Source organism: Paucibacter sp. KCTC 42545 (assembly GCF_001477625.1).
Lineage (GTDB): Bacteria > Pseudomonadota > Gammaproteobacteria > Burkholderiales > Burkholderiaceae_C > Paucibacter_A.
Genome location: NZ_CP013692.1, coordinates 1,184,138 through 1,200,055, shown reverse-complemented (window position 1 = coordinate 1,200,055; position 15,918 = coordinate 1,184,138). Strand labels below are relative to the sequence as shown.

Here is a 15,918-nt window from a genome sequence, read left to right as displayed (position 1 = left end):
ATGCTCAAGCAAACCTGGCAAGCCTGGTGGCTGGCCCGCCACCCGCGCAGCGACACGACCGAGCTGACCCAGCGCAATGTCTACATCCTGCCCAGCCGCCCCGGCCTGTTTTTTTGCGCCACCCTGGCTCTGCTGCTGGTGGCCTCCATCAACGACCAGCTCAGCCTGGGCTATTTGCTGACCTTTTTGCTCACCGGCGCGGGCCTGGCCTCCATGCACCTGACGCATGCCAATCTGCACGGCCTGAGCCTGGACCTGAAAACCCCGGAGCCGGTATTTGCCGGCGATGAGTTGCAGCTGGAACTGCGCCTGCACAACAGCGGCCGCGCCCGCTTCGGCATCGGCGTGCATGTGCAGGGCGGGCCAGAGCAAGACATCGCCTGGACCGATGTGCCCGCGCTCGGCCACGCCTTGCTGACGCTGCGCCTGCCCGCCGGCCCGCGCGGCCACCAGCCCCTGCCGGGTTTGCAAATCGTCACCCGGTTTCCGCTCGGGCTTTTCCGGGCCTGGAGCATCTGGCGGCCGGCCGCCAAAGCCTGGGTCTACCCACGTGCCGAAACACCCGCCCCGCCCTTTGCCGCGCCCCAAGCGGCCGGCGAAGATGGCCAGCAAGAGGCACAACCCGCCAGCGCCACGCCCTCGGCCCAAGGCCAGGACTTTGAAGGCGTGCGGCCCTATCGGCGCGGCGACGCGATGCGCCAGGTGATCTGGAAGAAAGCGGCGCTGAGTTTTGAGCAAGGCACGCCCTTGTGGGTGCGCCAGACCCAGGCCCCCGCCAACCGCGCCCTGTGGCTGGACTGGCGCGACTGCGCCGGGCTGGACAGCGAAGCCCGGCTCTCGCGCCTGAGCGCCTGGGTGCTGGCGGCGGAGCGCCTGCAGCAACCCTATGGGCTGCGGCTGAATCAGGGCGCCCCCCTGGCTCAAGACCTCGGCCCCGCGCACGCACGCCAGTGCCTGGAAGCCCTGGCCGCCTTCGGAGTGAGTTCATGAGCCCGCTCAGTGCCGACAAGCACGGCCTGGCCCGCGCCTGGCAGCAGCAAACCCGCGACAGCCGCGACACCTTGTTCCTGCTGCTGGGCATCGCCGCCACGCTGGCACCCCATTTCGCGCATCTGCCGCTCTGGGCCAGTGCCATCACCGCCTTGATTCTGGGCTGGCGCGGCCTGCTCGCTTGGACCAGCCGGCCGCTGCCCGGGCGCTGGATGCTGGTGCTGGTCTTGAGCATTTCGGTCGGGCTGACCTGGCTGAGCCACCGCAGCCTGATCGGCCGCGAAGCCGGCGTGACCATGTTGGTGATGCTGATGGCGCTGAAAACCCTGGAGCTGCGCGCCCGGCGAGATGCTTTTGTGGTGTTCTTCCTCGGCTTCTTTCTGGTACTGACGAATTTTCTCTACTCGCAGTCCCTGCTCACCGCCGCCTGGACCCTGCTGTGCGTGTGGGCGCTGCTGAGCGCGGTGGTGCTGGCGCAAATGCCGGTGGGCCAGCCCAGCATCAAGCTGGCCGCTGGCCTGGCGGCGCGCAGCACCATGTTCGGCCTGCCGGTGATGCTGCTGCTCTTCATGCTATTCCCGCGCATTGCGCCGCTGTGGGGCTTGCCGGCCGATGCAGTGGGGCGCACGGGTTTATCCAATCAGCTGGATTTCGGCGCCATGTCCGAGATCGCCAATGACGATGGCATCGCCATGCGCCTGCGCTTCCAGGGCGAGCCACCACCCCCGGCCGCGCGCTACTTCCGTGGCCCGGTGCTGGCCCAGTTTGATGGCCGCAGCTGGCGGCCCGCCGGGCAAAACTGGCCCGGCGCCAGCGACAACTTGCAGGTGCAAGGCCCCGCCCTGAATTACGAGCTGACGGTGGAGCCACTGCGCATCCAGGTGCTGCCCTTGCTGGAGATGAGCCCGCAGACGGTGGGCAGCGAACTCGACCTGGGCGGCATCAGCGTGACCCGCTCGCCCGAGCTGCAATGGACGGCGCCCCGGCCCATCACCGAGCGCCTGCGCCTGAACGCGCAAGCTTTTTTTGACTATCGCCACGGCCCCCTGCAGCCCAGACTGGCGCTGCAAAACTACCTGGAGCTGCCGCCCGGCCGCAATCCGCGCAGCCTGCAATGGGCCGCCGACCTGCGCCGCCAGCCGCGCTTTGCCGGCATGAGCGCGGAGCAGATCAGCCCCGCCCTGGCCGCCGCCGTGTTGCAGCATCTGGCCACGGCCGACTTCGCTTACACCCTGGCGCCGGGGCGCTACGGTGAAGTCACGCCGCACCTGATCGATGAATTTTGGTTCGACCGGCGACTGGGCTTTTGCGAACATTTCTCCGCCGCTTTTGTGGTGATGATGCGCGCCATGGGCGTGCCGGCCCGCATCGTCACCGGTTTTCAGGGCATGGACCCGCTGCCGCAAGACGGCTACTGGATCGTGCGCAACAGCCATGCCCATGCCTGGACCGAGATCTGGGTCAGCGGCCGGGGCTGGCAGCGCGTTGACCCCACCGCCGCGGTGGCGCCCGAGCGCATACGCCAGGGTCAGGCCTTGCAGCCCGCGCCCGGCGCCTTGGGCGCGGCCCTGGGTCAGCTCAACCCAGACTTGTGGCGCAGCCTGCGCGGCGGCTGGGAAACGCTCAACAACCGCTGGCAGCAGCTGGTGCTGAACTATTCGCGCCAAGACCAGTTCGACTTGCTGAAAAGCGTGGGCATCGCCAGCCCAGACTGGCTGGCCTTGGGCCGCGTCAGCGCCGTCTTGATTGCCTTGCTGGCCCTGGGCGGCGGCATCTGGTCGATCTGGAGCAGCCGGCCACGCGATGCTTGGTCGCGCCAGCGGGCGCAAGTCGTGCGGGCCTTGCGCGGGCTTGGCCTGGACGCCGCCCCACACCAAGGCCCCCGCCAATGGGCCACGCTCTTGCAGCAGCGCTTCGGCGCCGAAGCCGCTGCGCCCAGCCTGGACCTGCTGGCCGAACTGGAGCAAAGCCGCTATAGCCCGGCCGCGGCACCACAAGGCTGGCGCGACCGCCTGCGCTGGCGCCTGGCTTTGCGCCAAGCGCTGCGACGCCTGCGCCATACTGCCGACCCAGCATCCGGCGCCAGCGCCCCACCTCATCCTTCTTCTTCGCACTGAGCCTCATGCCCGTTTCATTCGCCAACTGCCGCCGCCCCTTGAACCACCTCAAGTCAACAAAGCGGCTGCTTGCTGTGCTGGCCGGGATTGGATTGGCCCTCGGAGTCGCGTGCGGCCCGGCCAATGCTGCGGCGAATACGACCGCCAAGAAGAAACCGACGAACACCAGCAAGCCCACCAAGGCCCACAAGAGCGCGGCAGGCAAAGTGAATGACAAAGCCCCGCAGCCCTTCGGCCAGCGCCCCGAGCCGATGCAATTCGCCGACGACTTGGCCGCCGCCCAAGGCTGGGACGAGGCTGCCCGCCTGCAGCTGCGTCAACAGCTGGCCCAGGCCAAGAGCATGCCGGTAGTGCAGCGCCTGATCATGCCGGCGGCGGCAGGCACGGCCAAAGACTGGGCGGCTTACCGCGCCCGCTTTGTCGAACCCAAACGTCTGCAGGCTGGCCTGGAGTTCTGGGAGCGCCATGCCGCCGCCCTGGCCCGCGCGGAAAGCCAGTACGGCGTGCCGGCCGAGTTGATCGCCGGCCTGATCGGGGTAGAAACCTTTTACGGCCAAATCACCGGTGGCTTTCGCGTCATCGACGCCCTGGCCACCCTGGCCTTTGACTTCCCCAGCGGCCGCAGCGACCGCAGCCCCTTCTTCCGCAGCGAGCTGGCCGAATTCATTAAGCTTTGCCAACGCGAAGGCCTGGACCCGCTGAACGTCAAGGGCAGCTTTGCCGGTGCCATGGGCTGGCCGCAATTCATGCCCAGCAGCTGGAACAAATACGCCATCGATTTCGACGGCGATGGCCATGTGGACCTGCTGAACAGCCCCGCCGACGCCATCGGCAGCGTGGCCCATTACCTGGCCGAATTCGGCTGGAAACCCGGCATGCCCACCCACTACAGCCTGGCCATGCCGGTGGAAACCTCCGCCCGCGCCGCTCTGCTGGCGCCCGACATCAAGCCCACATTCAGCCTGGCGCAATTGCAAGCCCTCGGCGCCGTGCCCTCAGAAGCCGCCATGGAGCACCACGGCCCCTTGGCCGTAGTGGAGTTGCAAAACGGCAGCGCCGCGCCCAGCTACTGGCTGGGCAGCGAGAATTTCTATGCGCTGACACGCTACAACTGGAGCAGTTACTACGCCTTTGCCGTCATCGACCTGGGCCGGGCTCTGGCTGATTTGCGCAAGGCGCGTCCCTGAGGCAAGCGGGTTTCCGGTGAGTTGGGGCTGCTGATTGCATCACGCCGCCGTCAGTCCCTCAAACCCACATCGCCATCAGGCCAAGGCCCCATCTCAGCACTCACCGGTGCAGGCCGCCAATGCCAAAAGCGCAGACCCAGCTCGCGCTGGCATTCGCCAAGGTAGACCGGCCAAGATGTTGGCGCTGCCTCGCTGCGCCAGCGCCAGGCGCCACATTCATCGGACCGAAGCAGCGCAATCCCCTGAGCCTGATAACGCGCCGCCACGCCGGGCGCGGGGTGACCGAAGCGGTTGCGATAGCCCATTTGCGCCACAGCCACTTGCGGCGCCACGGCGGCCAAGAACTCCGCGCTGCTGGAGGTCTTGCTGCCGTGGTGCGGCACCAGCAGCACAGTGCTGCGCAGGGCCTGCGGGCCTAGTTGTTGGACGAGTTCAAGCTCTTGCGCCGCCTCCAGGTCGCCGGTCAGCAACGCGGTCTTTCCTGAAGCCAAGCTGCGCAAGCGCAGCACGCAAGACATGGCATTGCTTTTGAGACCTTGCACATAGTGCTCGGCACGCGGGTGCAGCAGCTCAAACGCGACGCCGTCCCACACCCAGGCCTGGCCTTGCGTGCAGGCTTGTAACAACACGCCGCGTGCAGAAGCCTCGCGCAGCAGGCCATGCTCGGGCTCCAGCGAGCTGTGCAGCAAGCCGATGGGCATACCGGCCAGCAGCGAGGCGGCGCCGCCCACATGGTCGCTATCGCGATGGCTCAGCATCAGGCGATCCAGGCGCGCTACGCCCAACGCCCGCAACAGGGGCAGCAGCACGCGCTGGCCGGCATCAATACCGGGCGCGAACTGCGGGCCGCTGTCGTAAAGCAGGCTGTGCGTGGCGGTGCGCACCAGCACGGCATTGCCCTGGCCGATGTCGGCCGCCAGCAATTCGAAATCGCCCTGGGCCGGCTGCCAGGGGGCCGGCCACAGCAGCGGCAGCGCCATCGGCAAGCCCAGCAGACGCAGGCGCCAAGGCAAGGGCAACACCAGCAAAGCCCCTGCGCACAAACCCGCCGCTTGCGCCCACAGCGGCGCCACCGGCAGCGTCCACACAGCCCAAGGCAGCTGCGCCAGCCCATGCAAATAGGCCATCAGCCCGCGCACGCAGCCTTCTGCCAACCACCACAGACTGGGCAGCAAGGCGCCGGCCAAGGACAGCGGCGCGATCACAAAGCTGACCAGGGGAATCGCCAGCAAATTGGCCAGCAGGCCGACGACCGAGATCTGCTGGAAGAACAGCAAGCTCAGCGGCGTCAGGCCCAGGGTGGCCACCCACTGGCTGTGCAGGCCCGCTTTGAGCTGGGCGCGCCAACCGCCAGCAGCGGTCTGCTCGCCACCGTCGCTGCCGCTGGCCATCAACAAACCAACCGCAAAGAAGGACAGCCAAAACCCCGCCTGGCTGATGGCAAATGGATCGATGGCCGTCACCACCACGGCCGCCGCCAACAAGATCAAACTCCAGGGCCAGCGCAGCCCCAAGCTGCGCAGCACGGCCACACTCAACAGCATCCACACGGTGCGCTGCGCGGGCACGCCCCAGCCCGAAAAGAGCGCATAGCTCAGAGCGGCCAACACCCCAGCCCAGCGTGCCGCCGTCACCGCCGGCAGCCTGAGGCAAACCCTGGCACTGCGGCGCCACAACCAGCCGAACAAGCCCTGCATGCCCCAGGCAAACATGGTCACATGCAAGCCGCTGACCGAAAGCAAATGCGCGACCCCGGTGTCGCGGAACAAGCCCCAGTCGGCCTTGCTGATGGCCGCCTGGTCGCCCAGGCTCAGCGCCGCCAGAATGCCGGCCACGGCGGGGTCGCTGACCTGAGCTTGCAGAGCTTGTCGCAAGCGTTGGCGCCAGCTGTCCAAGCTCCACCAGGGCGCGGCCTGCAGGCGCTTGTTTTTCGCTGGAGCGCGCGTTTGAGCGTCTCTCACCACACCGGTGGCGCGCAGATCCTGTTCGAATAGCCACAACTCGTAATCAAAGGCATGGGGGTTCATCAAGCCATGTGGCTGCTTGAGCCGGGCGAGCAGTTGCCAGCGCTCGCCCGCTTGCAGGGCCGGTGGGGCCTGCTCCGGCGCGGCGTACCAGCTCAGCAGCAGGCGGCGCGGCAATTGCGCGCTCAGCGCCTGGCCGCTTTGCGGATCCAGCCCCGCCGCCAACTCGAACTCGAAACGCCAGCCCGGCGCGCCACCAATGCCTTGCACCGCCGTGGGCAGTGAGGCCACCCGACCTTGCAGCAGCAGATCGCGCCCTTCCCAGGCGGCCGGCAGGGCTTCATCCAAACGCAGTTGGGCGCGCCAGGCGGCTTGGGCAAAGGCCAGCACGCTGATAGCAAAACACAGCGCCAGCAAGGCCAGCAGCCTGCGGCGGCGACAGATAAATGCCAAAGCCAGTGCAATCAGTCCCAGCAGCGCCAAGCCCGCCAGCGTCAACACCGTGGGCAAGACCCGCAATTGCTGCAGTCCGGCCAAGCCCAGCAGCCAAGCAATGGCCGGCAGCGTGGCCTGCCAAGCGGTCGGCAATGATGAGCTGGGCTGCATGGCGGCGCCGAGTTCCTCGCGTTGCACGGTGTAGGATGCCCGCCATTCATCCTAAGCCAGAGTCCCCTCATGAGCACCAACGCCAACACGACTGCCACTTCCGTCTACGAGCAACTCAGCAAGCTGGGCATCGAATTGCCGCCCGTGGCCGTGCCCGCTGCGGCCTATGTGCCCTTTGTGCGCACCGGCAATCTGATTTTTGTCTCCGGCCATATCGCCAAAAAAGACGGCAAGCCCTGGGTGGGCCAGCTGGGCCGTGATGTGGACACCGCCACCGGCAAGGCCGCAGCGCGCGCCATCGCCATCGACCTGATGGGCACCCTGCACGCCGCGGTGGGCGATCTGAACAAGATCACCCGCATCGTCAAGCTGATGAGCTTGGTCAACAGCACCAGCGACTTCACTGAGCAGCACCTGGTCACCAACGGCTGCTCCGAGCTGTTCGCCGAGGTCTTCGGCCCGGTCAAGGGCGCACATGCCCGCAGCGCCTTTGGCGTAGCGCAAATCCCCATGGGCGCTTGCGTTGAGATCGAGATGATTGTCGAAGTCGCTGCCGACTGAACTGACTGAATCTCACCCAAGCCGACGAAGCCCGAGCCCGCCCCTATGTTCCTCACGCCCTCGAAAATGCCCGGCAAAGTGCTGGGCGGTATTTGCTTGGCCAGCCTGGCCAGCCTGGCCTGCGCGCTGATCGCCCAACACAGCTTCGGCATCAAGCCCTGCCCCTGGTGCGTGCTGCAGCGCGGCATCTTCATCTTGATCGCCCTGGTCTCAGGCCTGGGTTGGCTGCTGCAGAAAACGCGCCCGGCCCGCCAAGCGTCCCTGGCCTTGGTACTGCTGCTGGCCCTGGCCGGCTTGGCTGCCGCCTGGTATCAGCATGATGTGGCGGCCAAGATGGCCTCCTGCGACCTGACCCTGGCCGACCGCATCCTGACCGGCCTGGATCTGGAAAACCTGCTGCCCTCGGTTTTCATGGTCACCGCCTCGTGCAGCCAGGCCGCCGCTTACCGGCTGCTGGGCCTGCCCTACGAGTTCTGGAGCGGCTTGCTTTACCTGAGTTTTGCGCTGCTGAGCCTGCAGGCATTGCGCAAGCGCTGATCCGCATCAAGCCCGGCGGCGCCGGGCCTGATTAAGCTGCTGGGCTTGTGCACCCCGAGTCCGCAGCATGCCCAGCTCCAATCCCACTCCTGACGTTCTGATCATCGGCGCCGGCCCTGCCGGCCTGAGCATGGCCTGCGCTCTGGCCGACGAGGGCATACGCAGCTGCGTGCTGGAAGCCAGCCCGCTGAGCCACTTGGCCGAGCCGGCCGAAGACGGACGCGAGATTGCGCTGACCCATCGCGGCATGGGCATCTTGCAAACGCTGGGCCAGTGGCAGGATCTGCCCGCAGCCGAAATCGCGCCACTGCGCCAGGCCCATGTCTTCAACGGCCAAGGCGAAGCACTGAACCAAGGCTTTCTGGGCTTTGATGCCAGCGGCAGCGGCCGTGACGCACTGGGCTATCTGGTCGCCAACCATTGGCTGCGGCGCATTGCCTATCAGGGCGCACTGCGGCGCAGCGAGATGATCAGCATCCGCGCCGATGCCCGGGTCAGCGGCATCAGCTTGCAGCCCCAAAACGCCACGCTCCAGTTGGCCAGCGGCGAGACCCTCAGCGCCCCCTTGCTGATTGCCGCCGACAGCCGCTTCTCCGCCGCCCGCCGCTGGGCCGGCATTGGCGCCGAGATGCGCGACTTCGGCCGCAGCGTGATCGTCTGCCGGGTGCGGCACAGCCTGCCCAACCAAGCCACCGCGCTGGAGTGTTTTCACTACGGCCATACCTTGGCCATCTTGCCGCTCAACGGCCAATGCAGCTCGGTCGTGCTGACCCTGCCGGCCGACCAAGCCAACACCATGCTGGCCTGGGACGAAGCCCAGTTCTGCCGCTGGGTGGGCGAACAATTGCACGGCCGCCTGGGCGACTTGAGCCTGGCCGGGCCGCGCCACTTCTACCCACTGGTGGCCACCTACGCGCACCGCTTTGCCGGCCAACGCCTCGCTTTGGTGGGCGATGCCGCCGTGGGCATGCACCCGGTGACGGCGCATGGCTACAACTTCGGCCTCTACGGGGTGGAGCTGCTGGCTGGCATCTTGGGTCAAGCGCACAAAGCCGGCGCGGATCTGGGCGCCAGCGCCGGCCTGCAAGCCTATGCGCAAAGCCATCGGCGCCAGACCTGGGCCATCTACCAAGGCACCAACACGGTGGTGCGCTTGTTCACCGATGAGCGCCCCGCCGCCAAGCTGCTGCGGCGCGGCGTGCTGCAAGCGGCCCAGCACCTGCCGCCGCTCAAAGCCTTCATCACCGCCCAGCTGACCGGCCGGCAACCGCCGCTGTTGCGCCAGTTGCAGCAGCTGCGTGCCATGAATCCCCTGCGCCGGGCCTGAAGGCCTGAGTGATCGTTGGCGGGCAGCGGCCGCCCGTCAATTGCCCTGCACCACCCCGTCGCGGCGCGGGTCGGCCGCGCCGAACCAGCCCGGGCCACGCCGCTCGATGGCTTGCAAGCCACTGGGCAGATCGGTCTGAATGACGCGGTGCCCCAAGCCCTGCAACTCGCTCACCGTGCTGGCCGGAAAGAAGCCACTCTCCAGCAGCAAGGGGCCGTTGAAGGCGCCGAAATTCGGCAAGGCCACGGCTTGCTGGGCGTCCATGCGCCAGTCATGGCTGGCCAGCAAGGTCTTAGCGACGTAATGAATGATGGCCGGCCCGCCGGGCGCGCCCAAGCTCATCAAGAGGCGGCCGCTGGCACGGTCGAACACCAGGGTCGGGCTCATGCTGGAGCGCGGGCGCTTGCCCGGCTCGACCCGGTTGGCCACCGGCAGACCCTGGGCATCGCGCGGCTGCAGGGCAAAGTCGGTCAGCTGGTTATTGAGCAGAAAACCGCCAGCTAGGCCAGTGCCGCCATCGCTCATGATGCGGGCGCCAAAGCCGGCCTCAATCGAGGTGGTCATGGCCAGGGCGTGGCCGCCGGCATCGATGATGCTGATGTGGCTGGTGCCGTACTCAGGCTGCTCGGCCTGCGGCGCCCAGCTCAGGCGCAGCGGCGCAGGCTGGCCGGCCGCCACCTCACCCTGACTGCGCGGGCCAATCAGGGCCGCGCGTTGGCGCAGATAGTCGCTGGCCAGCAGGCTGCGCCAGTCGCCGCCCGGCGCGGGCACGAAATCGGGGTCAGCGATGTACTTAGCGCGGTCCGCGTAAGCCAGATTGGAGGCCTCGGCATAACGGTGCAACCAGGCGGCACCCGGCAGGCCCTGACTCAAAGCTTGAGCGGCATCTTGCTGCGGCAACATGCCCAGAATCTGCATCAAGGTCAGATGACCTGAAGACGGCGGGCCGAAACCGCAGACTTGCCAGGGCGCACTGCTCTGCCCGCGCCAATCGGTGCACAGGGGCTGGCGGAAGATGGGCCGGTAAGCGGCGAGATCAGCCTCGCTGAGCAGGCCCGGGTTGCTCGCGTGGCCACGCACCCGGCGCACGATGTCTTGTGCCACCGGCCCAGTCAGAAACGCATCCGCCCCGCCCTGCGCCACCCGTCGGTACACCGCCGCCAGGGCCGGGTTGCGCAGCAGATGACCTGCCGGCAAAAGCTGGCCTTGGGCATCGTAAAAATAAGCGGCAGCTTGCGGGTCTTGACGCAGCGCCGTGTCGCCCTGCAGCAGCTTGACGCTGCGGGCCGAGAGCGGATAGCCCTGCTCACACAAGCGGATGGCCGGCTCAAACAAGCGCGCCCAGGGCAGCTTGCCGAAGCGGGCATGGGCTTGCTCCAGCATGCGCAGCAGGCCAGGCGTGCCGACCGAGCGGCCACCCACCACCGCCTGGCGATAGCCCATAGGCTTGCCGTCGGGGAGAAGGAATAGGCGCTCATCGGCCGCGGCCGGCGCGGTCTCGCGGCCGTCGACGGCACTGACCGATTGGCCGTCCCAATACATCAGGAAGGCGCCGCCGCCGATGCCGCTGGATTGCGGCTCCACCAGGCTCAGCACCAGTTGCACCGCAATGCCGGCATCAAGCGCCGAGCCGCCGGCATTGAGCATTTCCAGCCCCGCCGCTGCCGCCAGCGGATGGGCGGCGGCGACGGCTTGGTGGGCATTGCTCCAGCCCGGCTTGTCTTGCCAGCCGCTGGCGGCTTCGGGCATGACGGGTGCCGAGGCCGATGCTGATGCGGCGACAGGCTGCTTTTGAAGCGGCCCGCCGATGGGCTGAACCGAGCCGGCACAGCCCGCCAGCGCAGCGACCAGCAGCAAGGAAAGCGGCAGTAACTGTGACTGAGGAAGTCGCGTGAAACTCATCGGGGCGGCCGCGCTAGCGCTTGACTAAATCAGCGCCACGCCGGTCTTGCTCTGCACAAACTCACGGGTCACACCGTCGGCCAGTTCGACCAGCTTCAGGCCCGCAGGCGTCACGTCCATCACGGCCAGGTCGGTGATGATGCGATTGACCACGCCCACACCGGTCAGCGGCAAGCTGCAGGTAGGCAGAATTTTCAGATCCTCGCTGCCGTCCTTTTTGCGCGCCACATGCTCCATCAGCACGATCACGCGTTTGACGCCGGCCACCAGGTCCATCGCGCCACCCATGCCCTTGACCATCTTGCCCGGAATCATCCAGTTGGCCAGGTCACCCTTTTCACTCACCTGCATGGCGCCCAGGATCGACAAATTGATCTTGCCACCGCGAATCATCGCGAAGCTGTCGTGGCTGCCAAAGATGCTGCTGCCGGGAATGGTGGTGACGGTTTGCTTGCCGGCGTTGATCAGGTCGGCATCGACCTCATCCTCGGTCGGAAAAGGGCCGATGCCCAGCATGCCGTTCTCGCTTTGCAGCCAGACTTCCTTGTCGGCCGGCACGAAATTCGCCACCAGGGTCGGGATGCCAATGCCTAAGTTGACGTAGAAACCGTCTTCCAACTCTTGAGCCGCGCGGGCGGCCATTTGGTCTTGGGTCCAGGCCATCACTTCTCTCCCTTGACGGTCAATGTGCGTTTCTCGATGCGTTTTTCGGGGCTGGCGTTGACGACGATGCGGTGCACATAAATGCCGGGCAAATGCACGCTGTCGGGGTCGATGCTGCCGGTTTCCACCAGCTCTTCCACCTCCACCACCGTCAGCTTGCCGGCCATGGCCACGGCCGGGTTGAAGTTGCGCGCGGTGCGGCGGAACAAGAGGTTGCCGCTCTTGTCGGCCTTCCAGGCCTTGACCAGGCTCACGTCCGGGTTCAAAGCGCGTTCCATCACATAGGTGTGGCCGTCTTCAAACACGCGCAACTCTTTGCCTTCGGCCACCAGGGTGCCGACGCCGGTGCGGGTGTAGAAGGCGGGGATGCCGGCGCCACCGGCGCGCAGCTTTTCGGCCAGCGTGCCCTGGGGCGTGAACTCCAGCTCCAGCTCCTTGGCCAGGTATTGGCGCTCAAACTCTTTGTTCTCGCCCACATAGCTGGAAATCATCTTCTTGATCTGGCGCGTTTCCAGCAACTGGCCGAGGCCAAAGCCGTCCACGCCGGCGTTATTGGAGATGACGCTCAGGTCTTTGACGCCGCTGTCCCGCAGGGCGGCAATCAAGGCCTCGGGGATACCGCAAAGGCCAAATCCGCCCACCGCCAGCAACTGCCCGTCACTGACGATGCCCTGGAGCGCGGCGGCCGCGCTGGGGTAAATCTTGTTCATCGATGCGCTCTTTCGCTAGTGCATTACAGCCCGCAAGCGTACTACCGAAGCTGGCGCTACGGGCTTACGTAGATTCGCCTAAGCGGAGCACCCGATGGGCAAACCGGGCTAGACGGGAGGCTGGCAAGTCGGAACTGGCTGACTAGGCCTACGCAAGGCTTAAGCCAGGAATGCGCTGTCAGCGCCCTGACTGCGGGCCAGACAAGCCTTCGGTATAGGGCAGCAAAGCCTTGGCCGCATCGATGCGCAAGGCCAGCGGCGCGGCCTCGTCGTTCATGACCTTGAGCAGAAACTGCTTGGCGTCGAGATTGCTGGGCGGAAGTGACTGCGGCCCGGCGGGGTCGGCGACTCTGGAGTCGGCAATTGAGGTGACTTGGGCCGTCGGCTCCGGGCACAGCAAGGCCATAGCGGACTCGAACTCGGCGGGCTGGATGGTGCGCAGGCCTCGCAGTAAATCGGCCTGCCCTTCTTCGCTGGGCGGAATATCCAGCCACGGGGTTTCGGCAAAGACCGGTGCCAAGTCCGGTGCCACAAAAGCGGACCATTGCTCGCTCTTGCGCTGCTGGGGCGGCAAAAGTTCGCCCGAATCGGTGCCTTCAACTGAAGCCGGCCAAACGCTGATGCGGCGCAGCGCAAGCTCAGGCAGATAGCGCTGGCGCAGCGCCTCCAAAAACGCTTGCGCTTGGGCCACGGCCACCGGCTGGACGAGCGGAAACCAAAGCTCAATCGCCTCTAGACCCGAGACGGCAATCGCCGGCGCCGGCAAAGCCAGATCAAGCTGCACGCCGCGCCAGACCAGGCCCAGCTCGCGCCAGTCGGCCGCTTGTGCCAAGCCCAGGCGCATGGCGCGCACACGACCTTGCGCATCGAGCAAGCCGCCGGCGGTGTGCTCGGCGCCCGTGGCCGCAGCGTCGGGCGCGGGCCTGAACAGACGATTCAATTCGGACTGCAAACGATTCATGACAGGGAGCAAGAGGGGGAAGGCAGAGGAAATTTAGAGGCAAACGCCGACTGGGCGCCGGCGGCGCAAGGCACACAGTGCGTCTGCATGGGCACTCGCCTGGCCGGGGCGATGATAGCCCTGCGCTCAGCCCTGTCTGCGTATGCCGCTACCGGCGCATCAAGCCCAAAGCCAACGGGGCGGCAAGGTCAATAGCACTAAGCACCAAGCCACTCCCCCCAAGTCCGGGGCGGACTGAGATGACAAAACCGCCTCACAGCTGCCAGACTAGCGCTGCCGCTTTCGCGGCTGCGGCGCCTGCCGGGCTCAATTTGCCAAGCTAGGCATGAGCCACACGGCCCCAAGCGCTCAAGCTTCACCCAAACACGAGCCCATCCGCCGCCCATGTCCACCCCCATCCGTCTGCTGCTGTGCTGGAGTGCCCTAAGCCTGTGGCTGGGACTAGCCTCGGCCCAAGTGCTGACGTTGGAGTCCCTGCCCCGGCCCAGCACGCCGCCGGCTGAAGCCGGGCCGGTGGTGCCAGCCCAGGTGGAGCGCTGGCGGCGGGAGGGTGAGGCTTATGAGCACGGCAGCGACGGCATGCCCCGCGACGCGGTGATGGCCGCCCAGCTCTACTGCCGCGCCGCGCGCTATGGCGACCCCGTGGCCCAGTTCAACCTGGCCTGGATGCTGACCAACCCGCGTGGCATTGCCCGCGACGATGCCCAGGCCGCCCATCTCTTCGCCGCCGCGGCCGAGCAAGGCATGCCGCAAGCGCAGAATATGCTGGCCGCCATGGGCACGCCGCAAGGCCCGCCGCCGGCCTGCCTGCGCCCGCCCGACAGCGACCCCGCCCCTTTGCTGGCAGCAGCCAAACGCCCCCGCCAAGCGGCTTTGCCGCCGCCCGCGCCGCCGGCCAATGCGCCCCAGGTGATCGTGCACTATGTCGATTTGGTGGCGCCGGACTATCAGTTGGCGCCCCATCTGGTGCTAGCCGTGATGGCGCGGGAGTCGAACTTCAACCCGCTGGCCGTGTCGCCCAAGAACGCGCAGGGCTTGATGCAGCTGATTCCGGACACCGCCGCCCGATTCAAGGTCAGCAAGCTCACCGACCCGACCCAGAACATCCGCGGCGGCATGGCCTATCTGCGCTGGTTGCTGGCTTATTTCGAGGGCGATCTGAGCCTGGTGCTCGCGGCTTACAACGCCGGCGAGCGTGCAGTGGAGCGCTATCGCGGCGTGCCGCCCTATGCCGAAACACGCAACTATGTGCAGCGCATCATCGGCGCGCTGAACGGGCAGCGCTCCCACCCCTTCGACGCCAGCATCACGCCGCCCTCACCGGTGCTGGGGTTGATGCGCGCACCCTTGCCGGGGAAATAAGAAGCCTCGCTCGTCTGGGACTCCGGGGCCCGGCAGAAACTCAGCAGCTCAGGCTTTCGACAGCGTCCGCTTGAAAGCCTTGAAGGCTTTGGCTGCAATGCCGTCCGCCACGCCGCGCGCCAGGCCACCCAAATGGCGGCTCAAAAACACCGTCAGCTTGGGCCTAAAGCCCGGCACGATCTCAAACTCACGCCGTGCAATGCCTTGCAGCATGGCGCGGCAAGCCGGCCCCACCGTCAAGCAACCGGCAAAGCCCTTCATCGCCGCCGACACGGGGTGCAGCGTCCGGCGCTCTTCCTGCATCAGCGGCGTGTCGATCTCACCCGGGCAGCACACGCTGACGTCGATACCCTTGAGCCGCCACTCGATACGCAGTACCTCGGCCAGGCCCACCGTGCCGTACTTGGAGGCGCAATACGCGGCATAGGCGAAATTGCCCACCAGGCCGGCCAGCGAGGCCACCAAGACCAGGTGCGCGCCCTGGGAGAGATGCGGAAAAACGGCGGCCGCGAAATTGCGTGAGCCGATCAGATTGACCTGAATCACCCGGCCGAACTCCGCAGCGCTGAGTTCCTCAAAAGGCTTGGCGATCTGCATGCCGGCCGAGTTGATGGCCAGATCCGGTGCGCCCAGGTCTTGAACTGCCTGTTGAATCACCTGCTGCAAAGCCACGTCGTCCGACACGTCGGCGCTATAGCTTTCAAAACGCTGGTCAGCGCGCAGCGCCAGGGCTCGCAATTCAGCCACCACCTGCGGCGCCAGCTTGCGATTGATGAGGGCGATATGGGCGCCTTCCCGCGCCAGTTGCTGGGCCATTTCCCGCCCGATGCCACTGCCACCGCCGCTGATGAAGACGGTTCGCGGGGGCTGATGTTTCCAGGGCAGACTCATGGCTAGGCGTTTTCTCTCAAAAAGGCGATGAATGACGATGGTCAGCTCGGCTCGGCTAGGCTCGACGCTGAGCTGACTCTTGGGTCGCCGGCTGAACCCGCTGGCGAGCGGACGGATCATGCCCGAATCTCACCGTGGCA

13 protein-coding genes are annotated in these 15,918 nt (G+C 66.6%); 7 read left to right on the top strand and 6 right to left on the bottom strand.

The annotated features are described in order from the left end of the window. The 3 genes from AT984_RS05310 to mltB are packed head-to-tail and all read left to right on the top strand — an operon-like array spanning nt 1 to nt 4,294. Nucleotides 1-990 carry a DUF58 domain-containing protein gene (locus AT984_RS05310; protein WP_058719199.1) on the top strand — a complete coding sequence of 330 codons (990 nt, stop codon included), beginning with the start codon at nt 1-3 and terminating at the stop codon, nt 988-990. After that, nucleotides 987-3,107 carry a transglutaminase TgpA family protein gene (locus AT984_RS05305; RefSeq protein ID WP_082679804.1) on the top strand — a complete coding sequence of 707 codons (2,121 nt, stop codon included), beginning with the start codon at nt 987-989 and terminating at the stop codon, nt 3,105-3,107. The genes AT984_RS05310 and AT984_RS05305 overlap by 4 nt, the downstream gene beginning before the upstream one ends. 5 nt (nt 3,108-3,112) lie before the next feature. Continuing rightward, entirely contained in the window at nt 3,113-4,294 is a 1,182-nt protein-coding gene (gene mltB / locus AT984_RS05300) for a lytic murein transglycosylase B (protein ID WP_231741533.1), read from the top strand. Between the two features lie 50 nt (nt 4,295-4,344). Here the strand turns inward: mltB and AT984_RS05295 are convergent, their stop codons facing one another. Continuing rightward, a complete protein-coding gene (locus AT984_RS05295; protein WP_231741532.1) occupies nt 4,345-6,891 on the bottom strand; it encodes a DNA internalization-related competence protein ComEC/Rec2 in 2,547 nt (848 codons plus the stop codon). A gap of 42 nt (nt 6,892-6,933) precedes the next feature. Between AT984_RS05295 and AT984_RS05290 the strand changes: the two genes are divergently transcribed. From AT984_RS05290 to ubiM, 3 genes are all read left to right on the top strand, one after another. Continuing rightward, entirely contained in the window at nt 6,934-7,425 is a 492-nt protein-coding gene (locus tag AT984_RS05290) for a RidA family protein (protein ID WP_058719198.1), read from the top strand. A gap of 45 nt (nt 7,426-7,470) precedes the next feature. Continuing rightward, complete coding sequence (locus AT984_RS05285; protein ID WP_231741531.1) at nt 7,471-7,962, top strand: disulfide bond formation protein B; 492 nt, start codon at nt 7,471-7,473, stop codon at nt 7,960-7,962. A 67-nt stretch (nt 7,963-8,029) separates the two neighbouring features. Continuing rightward, nucleotides 8,030-9,289 carry a 5-demethoxyubiquinol-8 5-hydroxylase UbiM gene (gene ubiM / locus AT984_RS05280; protein WP_058719197.1) on the top strand — a complete coding sequence of 420 codons (1,260 nt, stop codon included), beginning with the start codon at nt 8,030-8,032 and terminating at the stop codon, nt 9,287-9,289. 36 nt (nt 9,290-9,325) lie between these two features. On the opposite strand, the gene AT984_RS05275 is transcribed toward ubiM, so the two are convergent. From AT984_RS05275 to AT984_RS05260, 4 genes are all read right to left on the bottom strand, one after another. Beyond that, the gene (locus tag AT984_RS05275; RefSeq protein WP_058719196.1) at nt 9,326-11,191 is read right to left on the bottom strand and encodes a gamma-glutamyltransferase family protein; all 1,866 of its coding nucleotides are present in this window, start codon (nt 11,189-11,191) and stop codon (nt 9,326-9,328) included. 24 nt (nt 11,192-11,215) lie between these two features. Continuing rightward, entirely contained in the window at nt 11,216-11,854 is a 639-nt protein-coding gene (locus AT984_RS05270; RefSeq protein WP_058719195.1) for a CoA transferase subunit B, read from the bottom strand. After that, nucleotides 11,854-12,564, bottom strand: a complete 711-nt coding sequence (locus AT984_RS05265; RefSeq protein ID WP_058719194.1) for a CoA transferase subunit A — start codon at nt 12,562-12,564, stop codon at nt 11,854-11,856. The genes AT984_RS05270 and AT984_RS05265 overlap by 1 nt, the downstream gene beginning before the upstream one ends. Nucleotides 12,565-12,742: 178 nt before the next feature. Further along, nucleotides 12,743-13,525, bottom strand: coding sequence for a hypothetical protein (locus AT984_RS05260; protein WP_058719193.1), 783 nt, complete (start codon nt 13,523-13,525; stop codon nt 12,743-12,745). A gap of 384 nt (nt 13,526-13,909) precedes the next feature. On the opposite strand from AT984_RS05260, the gene AT984_RS05255 reads away from it, so the two are divergent. Continuing rightward, nucleotides 13,910-14,887: a transglycosylase SLT domain-containing protein gene (locus tag AT984_RS05255; RefSeq protein ID WP_058719192.1), complete on the top strand. Its 978-nt coding sequence runs from the start codon at nt 13,910-13,912 to the stop codon at nt 14,885-14,887. Nucleotides 14,888-14,935: 48 nt separating this feature from the next. On the opposite strand, the gene AT984_RS05250 is transcribed toward AT984_RS05255, so the two are convergent. Continuing rightward, nucleotides 14,936-15,778 (bottom strand): SDR family NAD(P)-dependent oxidoreductase, encoded by an 843-nt coding sequence (locus AT984_RS05250; protein ID WP_058719191.1) that lies wholly within the window; start codon nt 15,776-15,778, stop codon nt 14,936-14,938. Nucleotides 15,779-15,918: the final 140 nt, after the last annotated feature.